Genomic DNA, 9,836 nt, shown 5'->3' with positions numbered 1-9,836 from the left:
GCATCGTGTTAACGGGCAACTACCAACCCGACGAAAGTATTCTCGACTTCTGCCGCCCGGCACTTCAAAACGGCTTACCACTGCTTAGTACGCATCATGACACCTTTGAAACCGCCGTCGCATTATCCAAGCTTGAAAACAAAGTTCCGCTAGATGATTTAAATAGAATGGATGAGGTAATGACGACAGTTGCCGACCATCTGGATATAGACTGGCTCAAGCTACACTGCGATAAAGAACGCGCAACACGCCTTTCTCCGCCGGCATTTCGCTATCAATTATCTGAAAATGCGCGCAGTGTAGCTTGAGCCAGTCTATATCCAGATGGTCGGCAACTGTCGTCATTACCTCATCCATTCTATTTAAATCATCTAGCGGAACTTTGTTTTCAAGCTTGGATAATGCGACGGCGGTTTCAAAGGTGTCATGATGCGTACTAAGCAGTGGTAAGCCGTTTTGAAGTGCCGGGCGGCAGAAGTCGAGAATACTTTCGTCGGGTTGGTAGTTGCCCGTTAACACGATGCCCGCTAGAGGAAGGCCATTTTGTACCGCCATTCCAGCAGCAAGTAGCACGTCACTCCTATCGCCAGGGGTTACCAGCAGGCAGCCTGGGGTTAGGGCACTGATGAGATTGCTAACACTGCGCGCGCAAATGGCGATCCTCGTAACCCTTCGGGTACGCAAAATCTCCTCGTTACCCGTTCCGGGTACAACCTTCATTTGTAGCTCATTTGCGATATCAAAGACTCGCGGCGCCTGTAAAGCCGGTACAAGCGGTATCTGGCCTATAGAATGAAAACTTTCACTAAGCACTGTGGATGCTTCTATTAAGGTGCTGGTGCTGAGTAGTTGTTGGCAGTTTTCGACCTCTGTTGCTTCGGTGAGCGAAATCGCATCATCGTGCAGTTGTTTGGCGTTTTGTGCGCAGCCTACTTTATTCAAAATACAGCCAATGACACCGGCTTTAATTGAGGAGAATAGGCTCAAGGATGTTTTTAGGTGGTCATCGAAGGTATCAACTGAACAATTGCTTGGCAAGGAGGTCATTGGCACAAGCAGAATGATTTCTGCGTCGAGACTGTTTGCCATTTCCTTATTGAGCACGCTGGTATGAGCTTCGTCTGTTGTTGGAACAATTCCTTCAATGATTATTACGTCGTACAGCTTTTTTATCTTATGGAAGTTTTCGATTACTTCTTCCATAAGAAGGTCTTTGTCGCCGCGTGTAAGGTAATCTTGTGCTGTCTTCAGTGGAATAGGCTTTGGGCTGTCTATATGATTGATTGCATTAGCAAAGTGGACAGAGTGATCGGGGTGACTTTGGGTAATTTGTGTAATCGGCTTAAAAAAACCAACTCTTACACCTATCTGGTCAAGCGCTCTGAGTAGGCCAAGGCTGACGGATGTTAAGCCGGCATTTTTAGCGGTTGGTGCAATAAAAAATGACTTAGACATATTAGACTTTCCTTAAATCTGTTCTCAAATATTCTAAGGGTTTGAGAGCATAATGGTTCGTTGCAATAGCTGGTAGAAGTGGCCGCATAGCATTTGTTATATTAGCGATAGAGTGTCTTCTACAATCATAGCTTCTTCGTCAGTTGGGATGACGAGTACCGGGATAGATTGGTCTTCATGAATAGAAAGCCCGTTGTAGCATTCGTTACGTGAAGAAGGCTGATTGTTTGCTGCATGGTTAATAGTAAAGCCGAAAATTGACAAGTGTTTGACAATATTTTGCCTAACGACAGCTGAGTTCTCGCCAATTCCACCGGTGAACACCAGTGCATCTATTTGTTCTAGTGAGGTCATCATGCCGGCCAGGTGTTTGGCCGCTCTAAAGCAAAATACCTCCAAAGCAAGTTTGCATTGGGTATGACCTTCATCTGCCTTCTCACAAATTGTGCGCATATCGTTGCTCAGCTCAGATATACCGAGTAAACCGCTTTGCTTGTTTAGGAGTTCGGATATCTCCTCGGGTGAGTAATTCTGACTGATTAGAAAGTCAAAAATACCTGGGTCGATGTCGCCAGATCGGGTGCCCATTACAAGCCCTTCAAGTGGGGTCATGCCCATACTTGTATCAGCGCTTTTACCGTTTTTTATTGCCGCAACACTTGCGCCGTTACCCAGGTGAGCGGTAATAATGTTTAGCTCTGGCAATGACTTATTTATCGTTTCAGATGCACGCTTAGCAATATAGCGGTGACTGGTACCGTGAAAACCATAGCGGCGAACATTATGTTCAGAATAAAGCTTGTAGGGTAGTGCGTAAGTATAAGCTTTGGCTGGCATTGTTTGATGGAATGCCGTATCAAATACTGCAACTTGTGGGAGATTAGGGTGCAGCACTTGTAAGCTCTCGATACCCACTATATTGGCTGGATTATGCAATGGAGCAAGGGGGATGCAGGCTTTGATCTGCTCAAGTACTTGTTCGCTAATCACAACAGATTCGCTAAAGATATTACCGCCGTGAACAACTCTATGTCCGATGGCCTTGAGTTCTTCTTTGATTGGAAAGTGCCGAGCAAGTTTCTCTATTGCTGCTTGTAGGGCAAGCGCATGGCTGTTGCCAAGTTCCGAAGATAGGTTTAATAAGAGGGTTTCTTTCTCACCTGAGTGCTTAACAGTAAGTTTGCCTTCTGTCTGATTAAGCGACTCTGCCAAGCCTTCTGCGAGAAGGCTTGTTTCAGGGTGGGTTGAGTAGAGTGCAAACTTTAAAGATGAACTGCCACAATTGATAACAAGAATAAGGGAGTTAGCCATGCTAAATAAACGTTTCCTAAGTTTATTGGGGTGGCCTGAGTACTAATTCTCTGCAGAAATTTCCAAGGCCCTTCGAGATGATTCGAAATAGATCTCATTGATTTGTTTAGCATTTAACTCGAATTTGGCTAATGCTGTCCAGTCTAACTTTTGCCATTCAGACTGTTCAAAGGCAATTGTGGTGGATAGGGCAAGTCCGGCATTACCTTTTAATAGAGTGAGCGCATCATTTATTCCCGGTGCTAATGAAATATGAGAGACGATATCGCTTAGTGATTGATCAAAAAATGCATCAAGGCAAGAAAGCAGGCCGACGGTGTAAAACTGGTCTTTTAGGCTTGGTTCAATATATTCCGATAGCCTTTCACACATTAGTGCACGTACCAGCGCCATATAGTGCAGCGCTTCGGGCTTGTCGTCCAACTTGCTTAATGCCAGCAAGCTGGCCCAGCTCTTAATTTTATCTATGCCCAGTAAGGTGACAGCCTTGTGAATAGAGTCTATGGTGTTGCTTCGTTTAAAGGCGGCGGAGTTAATAAGCTTGAGTAGCTTGAAGCTTAGTGCCGGGTCTCGGGAAATGATGGAGGTTAAGCCATCCATATCAATCTCGGGTGCTTGAATTTCAGAAATTAGGTTAATTATTGTCATTTTTCCTGCAGCGATTTTCTTACCTTTAATTATCTCGGGCTTGGATAAAAAATAGCCTTGGAAGAGGTCGCAGCCAAGTTCGTGGCAGCGCTTAAATTGCTCAGGTGTTTCGATCTTTTCCGCCAGAAGAGTTACGTCATGCTGCTTAAGGTTTTTAATAGTTGCCTGTAATTCATCATCGTCCATTTCAGGTAGTTCTAGTTTAATAATGTCTACCAGTGGCAATATGCGTTGATAACGTTCATCCATAATAAAGTCATCAAGTGCTAGCGTGAAACCGCGTTGTTTAAGCTTTTTTAGGCTGGAAACAACCTTGTCTGTAATTTCGATATTTTCCAGTACTTCTATTACCGCCGTATCAGGGTTGAATAGTGGTGGGTTATGCAGGAGTTCAGCAGTAAAATTGACATAGGCAGGCAGGTTATTCGTAATGCTTGATATATCGCTTTCTGTAAATAAATTAAGTAAAACCCGTGACGTTGCTAGGTTGCCATCAAAGCTACTAATGGGGGTGTCGCATTCACTGCGAAAGAGTAGCTCGTAACCAGTGACTGTTTTTGAACGGTCGTAAATTGGTTGTCTGGCAAGTAATACGTCGTTTTTATCGGTCATACTTTGTCTCAATAGAAAATCCCTAAATCGCACCAAAACTTGTTCGGATAAGTTGGGCGCGTAGTTTGTCTATAAGCAGTTTAGTTGACGCGGGTAAAAACAGGTGGAAAATGGTGCAAAAAAACGTAAAAAGATTGGGTTGGTATCTATATCTAGGGGGAGACTAAGTTCTTGGAAGTATTCGAGAGGTATTGGAGAAGTTAAGAAGGAAAATGGCGTCCCCTAGGGGAGTCGAACCCCTGTTACCGCCGTGAAAGGGCGGTGTCCTAGGCCTCTAGACGAAGGGGACGCAACTGCTTCTCCGTCGAAGTGGCGCGTATACTAGAGAAGAGGCTCGACCAAGTCAACACTTTAAATAAAAAACTATTCAATTTGTTGTAAGCAAGCTTTGAGATTGTTTGCAGTGAGGTCAAATGCTGCAAGAGTGCCCTTACGTTTTATTAGATTTTGGTACTGTTTTAATACTTTATGATGCGTAGTAGGAATCTGAGCTTCTAATTTTTCTTGCGAAAGTCCCTGGTCGATGAGCAGGATAATCTCGAATCGAAGTTTGTTTTCACCAGAGCAAAAATAGTATGCGTGCTCGGCCAAATCTATGGCGGGTAGACCTTTGTTCTTGTATACAAGAGTTGAACAGCGGGCAAAATTTGTGTTGATATCGGAATAGGCGTTTAACGTACCAATATCTTTGGCCAGTTGATACACATACTCGACGCGCTTACGGGCTTTTCTGCTTATATCTGGTAGTGAATCAATTGCGACTTGTTGAGGTAGTCCTCGTTGGAATAATTGTAAAATTGTTAGATGTTCGCTGGTAATTATGGCGCAGGAAAGGTGGGTCTGTTTATTGCCGACTTCGCTAGGGCTTTGTTGGGCGTTTGTGGTAGTGGTGAAGAAGCAAATAAACGTCACTATCAAGAAAAAAACTTGTTTCAATTGGAAGAGCTCACTGATGATTTAAGGTTATTAATTGCACAAATTCCACATGCTTTAGTACCTTATTATAGCGCTTAAAACTCAATATGGATGGTTTCTGGAACACACTGTTGTTGAAATAATCTATTGCCAGGATTTCCGTTGCACTTAAAACTAGAATAGAATTCACGTTTTTCCTATTCAGGCTTTAGTTTCAGTCTGTCTATTTGTTGGTTTTAGTTTGTCTTGGCTGCTTGAGGCAAAGAGTCTATATCAAAAGGTATTAGTATGAGTTTTAAGGGTACTAGCGATTATGTAGCGACCGGTGATTTACAGATGGCTGTAAATGCTGCGATTCAATTAGAAAAGCCTCTTCTTATTAAGGGTGAGCCAGGTACTGGTAAAACTATGCTGGCTGAGCAGTTAGCAGAATCACTTGGCACGCGTTTAATTCAGTGGCACATCAAGTCGACAACAAAGGCTCAGCAGGGCTTGTACGAATATGATGCTGTGTCACGTCTAAGAGATTCCCAGTTAGGAAATGACCGTGTTCACGATATATCTAACTACATAGTGAAAGGGAAGTTGTGGGAAGCCTTCGAAGCAGAAGAGCGTGTTGTGCTATTGATTGATGAAATTGATAAAGCCGATATCGAGTTTCCAAACGATTTGCTTCTTGAAATCGATAAAATGGAATTTTTTGTTTACGAGACACAAGAACGTGTTGTGGCGAAAAATCGACCAATTGTATTGATTACCAGTAACAACGAAAAAGAACTACCGGACGCATTCCTAAGACGCTGCTTTTTCCATTACATCAACTTCCCAGACCACGAAACAATGGAGAAAATTGTGGAGGTTCACTACCCCGGCTTGAAGCAGAGCTTGGTTAAAGAGGCGCTCGATGTGTTTTTTGATGTGCGTAAAGTTCCTGGCTTGAAGAAAAAGCCTTCAACAAGCGAATTGATCGATTGGCTTAAACTATTGATGGCTGACGAAGTATCCGAACAAATTCTACAAGAGCGAGACCCCTCTAAAGCAATACCACCCTTGTATGGTGCATTGATTAAGAATGAACAGGATGTCCACTTGCTGCAGCGCTTGGCATTTATGGCAAGGCGCAAGGGTTAGCCTAAAAGTATTTTTTACTCGCAATCGGTTTGTATTAGTAGAAAAGAGGTATCTCGATGTTAATAGAGTTTTTTCAGGAAGTGCGCCGTTCTAAGGTTCCAGCAACGCTTAAGGAGTTCTTAGACTTAATGGAGGCGCTTGAGAAAAATATAGTCTTTGCTGATATCGATGAGTTTTACTATTTAAGCCGCTTGTGCCTTGTAAAAGATGAGAAAAACTTCGACAAATTTGATCGCGCCTATGGCAAATATTTTGAGGGAATCGAAGCGCTTGATGATCTCTTCGAAGAAATGATTCCAGAAGATTGGCTCAAGGCAGAGTTTGAGAAGAACTTAACTCAGGAAGAAAAGGATAAAATCGAAGCCATGGGCGGCCTCGAAGAGCTAATGGAAGCGTTTAAAGAGCGGATCGAGCAGCAAAAGAAAAAGCACCAAGGCGGGAACCGGATGATTGGTACCGGTGGTACATCACCTTTTGGTGCGAATGGCTATAACCCTGAAGGTTTTCGAATTGGACAGAAAAACGGTCGAAATGGTCGTGCTGTTAAAGTTTGGGAGAAGCGTGGCTACAAAGACCTTGATGGCGATGTAACGCTTGGGATTCGAAATATCAAACTTGCGCTGCGTCGTTTGCGTAAGTTCGCTCGTCAGGGGGCAGCTGATGAGTTGGACTTGGATGATACAATAAGGTCTACCGCGCGTAATGCCGGTTACCTTGACCTTAAGCTTGTGCCTGAGCGCCACAATACTGTGAAGGTGCTGATCTTCTTTGATATTGGTGGTTCAATGGACCCTCATGTAAAAGTTTGCGAAGAGTTGTTTTCTGCGGCGCGTGTTGAATTCAAGCATATGGAGTATTTCTACTTTCATAACTTTATTTACGAAAGTGTATGGAAGAACAATATTCGTCGTTCAAACGAAAGCATGCCGATCTACGATGTGATTCACAAATATTCTTCTGACTACAAAGTACTCTTTGTTGGTGACGCATCAATGGCACCTTACGAGATAACTCAGCCAGGTGGCAGTATCGAGCATTGGAATGAAGAAGCTGGCGCTGTATGGATGCAGCGTGTGACCGATCATTTTGATAAAGTGGCTTGGGTTAACCCTCTGCCAGAGTCATACTGGGGGGAGGGCGGCTCTTTGGGGATAACCAAGCAGCTCTTAGAGGACAATATGTACCCAATGACGGTTGAAGGGCTCGAAGACGCAATGCGCTATCTCAGTCGCTAAGTTGGGGTGTTTGGATAATCTTTAATCAATATTTCTTTCACGATTACAATTACTTACTTATTTAGTGACATAGCACAGATTTTTTTCTTTAAGACTTGCTATTATCAGAATAACAATCACTTATAAAATTTTGAAGTTTGTTATGGGTATCCAGCGGTTTCTTGTTTTCGTTGTTCTAATCTCTATATCGTGTATGCAGTTGAATGCAGCGCCCCCTGTTGCTCAGCCCGCTAACAATAGCCTTCCTGCAAGCCAGTCTCAGAAATCTCCTGTAAAGAAAAAGTCTCCCGAGTTGGTTAAGCTTGCCAAAGAGGCCGAACAGATCAAGTCAGACTTAATTGAGCTAAATAGAGAACTTTATAATTTTGAAGAACAGTTACTATATCCAACTGAAACCCAGTTGGCTGTTTTTCTATCCCTTGATGCCAAAACTACTTTTACGCTTGATTCAATTGAAGTTCTGTTAGATGACAAATTAGTCGCTACGCATTTGTACAACAAGTCTGAGTTGGCAGCCTTAAAGAAGGGCGGGGTTCAAAAAATCTATCTTGGAAGTTTGGCTGATGGACAGCACAAATTAACAGCCCAGTTTAACGGACAGGGTGCAGATAATAGCTATTTTCGTCGTAAGAAAGCCTTGAAATTCACTAAGGAAAATAAGGCTAAATACATACAGATGGAAGTTATTGAAAGTGCTGGTAAGCGAGAGCCCTTGTTCAAAGTTAAGCAATGGTAGCTGTCATCATGCTTTCTATGTCAGGTAGTATTCTTCAGTTCTCATCTCGTTATGTTGCCTTGCAATGTACCAAACTTTTTAGCTTTGCTCTTGCGTGCCTGACTCTTTCTATTCTGCTATCTGTTCCAACAGTTGTACTTGCCGCCAGCCAAAGCAAAGGCATTCCAGAAGAACTCTACGAGGGCATGGTCAAATTCAAGCTAAATAGCGGTGACGTCTTCAATGCACTGGCGATGATGAACGAGCCTTATATTTCAAAATATCCTGCCGACTATAACGCAGCCTTACATGGTTATAGCATGTCTAACAAAGCGCGTAAGCTGTTAGATATCAATGGCAAGCAAAAAAACAAACTTAGTGATTCTGAGCGATTTACGCTTGGTGAAGTCTACTATAACGATAACGATTGTATTAATGCGCTTAAGTCATTCAAGGGACTAAAGAATAAGCTGTCACTAGATGATAAACAGCGTTGGACTTTTTATAGAGCAAACTGCTTTATAGAGCTCGGTAGCCCACAGAGAGCAGCGAAAGCACTAAGGGATTTGGTCGGAGGAGTCTGGGCTGCTTATGCTTATTACAATCTTGCTATAGCTTATGCTGAAGCGAGCCATGACAAAACTAAAGCGCTCGGCACGCTTTGGATAGCGAGTTCACTGAATAAAGGTAAAAGCGAAGAAGAGTTGGCTTTGGCTGACCGAATTAATCTTGCGTCCGGCTCACTCTATTTGGAGGGGGGAAAGCCAGACCTTGCTTTAGAGTTTTTCAAAAAGGTTCGCCTTGACTCTGACAGTACGGCTGCAGGCTTATACCTGAATGGCTTGGCACATCTGGAGCTTGGTGATTTTCGTGCTGCCACTCAATCCTGGTTTAGTACCAAGACTTACCCTCTTACAAATCAAAGTGTTGCTGAAGCAGCATTGGCCATTCCTTACGCATACGAACGCTCCGGCTATATAAGTCAGGCTCTTGAAGCCTATAAAGAAGCCAGTTCCGGCTTTGAAAACGAATTGAGAACGATTAACAAGCTAGATACGGCGCTTGAAAAACATGGTGCGCATGCAGTGTTGATTGATGGTAGTGAAATTAAGGGGCTGGAGTGGTTTTTGTCAAAAGGTGTTGTTAAGAATACTACACGCGCTGCTTATTACCGTTATTTCGCTCAGGATAGGGATATTCATGACGATATTAAGCTATACACCGAGATGCACAACCTAGTGGTAAATATCGAGTATTGGCAGACTCAATTATCCGTATTTTCTCAGGCCTTGAACTCTAAAAAGAGTAATTTCAGTAAACAAATAAAGCGTTTTAATTCTGTTGAAATTGCTAACCGAATTAATGCTTATGATAAAAAAGTTGGCAAACTTTCCTCAAGTAACTTGATGACGCCAAAGCTTAGTAAGAGCTTGCAGATTGAGGCAATGAAAAACGGTGTAGATACTTTGGCAAGTAGGCTTGGTAAGCTTCAAAGCAAAGTAAATAATGGTCCTAAACTACTTTCAAGCCAGTTATCTGAAAGCGCAGCTCTAGGGCAGCGACTCGCAGCGAAAAAAGTGAAGATAGAGGCTTTGCTAGATAAGTTGGATAGCGAGATTACTAATGTCTGCCGGCAGCATCTTTCTGAGCTAAGAAAGGTGATGATGTCCAATTATGAGAGAGCTGAGCAAGGCTTGGTGCATATTTTCCAGGGTATCGCTGAAAATAAATCGACTAAGCGAAAGAAAAGTAAAGACGGGCGCTATTCTCGATGATGTATTTTATTAAATCGACTAGAAACAACGTTCCTAGGC

General features: G+C 43.0%; 10 protein-coding genes and 1 tRNA gene. 6 read left to right on the top strand and 5 right to left on the bottom strand.

All coding sequences use genetic code 11. From position 1 onward, the window contains the following. Nucleotides 1-308, top strand: a 308-nt coding sequence (locus A3763_RS27070) for a DRTGG domain-containing protein (RefSeq protein WP_255376626.1), incomplete at its 5' end; no start/stop codon positions are given. On the opposite strand, the gene A3763_RS17295 is transcribed toward A3763_RS27070, so the two are convergent. The 5 genes from A3763_RS17295 to A3763_RS17275 all read right to left on the bottom strand — a co-directional run bounded on the left by A3763_RS17295 (nucleotide 217) and on the right by A3763_RS17275 (nucleotide 4,731). Next, nucleotides 217-1,455, bottom strand: a complete 1,239-nt coding sequence (locus A3763_RS17295; protein WP_068760251.1) for an AAA family ATPase — start codon at nucleotides 1,453-1,455, stop codon at nucleotides 217-219. The genes A3763_RS27070 and A3763_RS17295 overlap by 92 nt on opposite strands. Nucleotides 1,456-1,551: 96 nt before the next feature. Further along, nucleotides 1,552-2,766 carry an acetate/propionate family kinase gene (locus A3763_RS17290; RefSeq protein ID WP_068512696.1) on the bottom strand — a complete coding sequence of 405 codons (1,215 nt, stop codon included), beginning with the start codon at nucleotides 2,764-2,766 and terminating at the stop codon, nucleotides 1,552-1,554. 42 nt (nucleotides 2,767-2,808) lie between these two features. Next, nucleotides 2,809-4,026, bottom strand: a complete 1,218-nt coding sequence (locus A3763_RS17285) for an EAL and HDOD domain-containing protein (RefSeq protein ID WP_068512688.1) — start codon at nucleotides 4,024-4,026, stop codon at nucleotides 2,809-2,811. Nucleotides 4,027-4,239: 213 nt separating this feature from the next. Continuing rightward, nucleotides 4,240-4,315: transfer RNA gene (locus A3763_RS17280), tRNA-Glu, on the bottom strand. A 74-nt stretch (nucleotides 4,316-4,389) separates the two neighbouring features. Next, nucleotides 4,390-4,731 carry a hypothetical protein gene (locus A3763_RS17275; RefSeq protein WP_068509768.1) on the bottom strand — a complete coding sequence of 114 codons (342 nt, stop codon included), beginning with the start codon at nucleotides 4,729-4,731 and terminating at the stop codon, nucleotides 4,390-4,392. Between the two features lie 99 nt (nucleotides 4,732-4,830). Here A3763_RS17275 and A3763_RS17270 point away from each other — a divergent pair, with 99 nt between their 5' ends. From A3763_RS17270 to A3763_RS17250, 5 genes are all read left to right on the top strand, one after another. Beyond that, entirely contained in the window at nucleotides 4,831-5,040 is a 210-nt protein-coding gene (locus A3763_RS17270; RefSeq protein ID WP_068512686.1) for a hypothetical protein, read from the top strand. Nucleotides 5,041-5,229: 189 nt separating this feature from the next. Then, nucleotides 5,230-6,072, top strand: coding sequence for a MoxR family ATPase (locus A3763_RS17265; RefSeq protein ID WP_068512684.1), 843 nt, complete (start codon nucleotides 5,230-5,232; stop codon nucleotides 6,070-6,072). A gap of 56 nt (nucleotides 6,073-6,128) precedes the next feature. Next, entirely contained in the window at nucleotides 6,129-7,307 is a 1,179-nt protein-coding gene (locus A3763_RS17260) for a VWA domain-containing protein (protein ID WP_068512682.1), read from the top strand. Between the two features lie 142 nt (nucleotides 7,308-7,449). Next, nucleotides 7,450-8,043, top strand: a complete 594-nt coding sequence (locus tag A3763_RS17255; protein WP_068512672.1) for a hypothetical protein — start codon at nucleotides 7,450-7,452, stop codon at nucleotides 8,041-8,043. Beyond that, nucleotides 8,037-9,797 carry a lipopolysaccharide assembly protein LapB gene (locus tag A3763_RS17250; protein WP_068512669.1) on the top strand — a complete coding sequence of 587 codons (1,761 nt, stop codon included), beginning with the start codon at nucleotides 8,037-8,039 and terminating at the stop codon, nucleotides 9,795-9,797. Before A3763_RS17255 ends, A3763_RS17250 begins: the two co-directional genes overlap by 7 nt. The last annotated feature ends 39 nt before the right edge of the window (nucleotides 9,798-9,836 follow it).

The sequence above is a fragment of the Oleiphilus sp. HI0128 genome, assembly GCF_001635365.1.
The sequence above is the reverse complement of the archived record's forward strand: the minus strand, read 5'-3'. Positions and strand labels throughout refer to the sequence as shown.

What these genes read in the sequence shown, in the direction of transcription:
- A3763_RS17295 (WP_068760251.1), bottom strand. Translation starts at nt 1,455, where the DNA reads ATGTCTAAGTCATTTTTTATTGCACCAACCGCTAAAAATGCCGGCTTA.
- A3763_RS17290 (WP_068512696.1), bottom strand. Translation starts at nt 2,766, where the DNA reads ATGGCTAACTCCCTTATTCTTGTTATCAATTGTGGCAGTTCATCTTTA.
- A3763_RS17285 (WP_068512688.1), bottom strand. Translation starts at nt 4,026, where the DNA reads ATGACCGATAAAAACGACGTATTACTTGCCAGACAACCAATTTACGAC.
- A3763_RS17270 (WP_068512686.1), top strand. Translation starts at nt 4,831, where the DNA reads ATGTTCGCTGGTAATTATGGCGCAGGAAAGGTGGGTCTGTTTATTGCC.
- A3763_RS17265 (WP_068512684.1), top strand. Translation starts at nt 5,230, where the DNA reads ATGAGTTTTAAGGGTACTAGCGATTATGTAGCGACCGGTGATTTACAG.
- A3763_RS17260 (WP_068512682.1), top strand. Translation starts at nt 6,129, where the DNA reads ATGTTAATAGAGTTTTTTCAGGAAGTGCGCCGTTCTAAGGTTCCAGCA.
- A3763_RS17255 (WP_068512672.1), top strand. Translation starts at nt 7,450, where the DNA reads ATGGGTATCCAGCGGTTTCTTGTTTTCGTTGTTCTAATCTCTATATCG.
- A3763_RS17250 (WP_068512669.1), top strand. Translation starts at nt 8,037, where the DNA reads ATGGTAGCTGTCATCATGCTTTCTATGTCAGGTAGTATTCTTCAGTTC.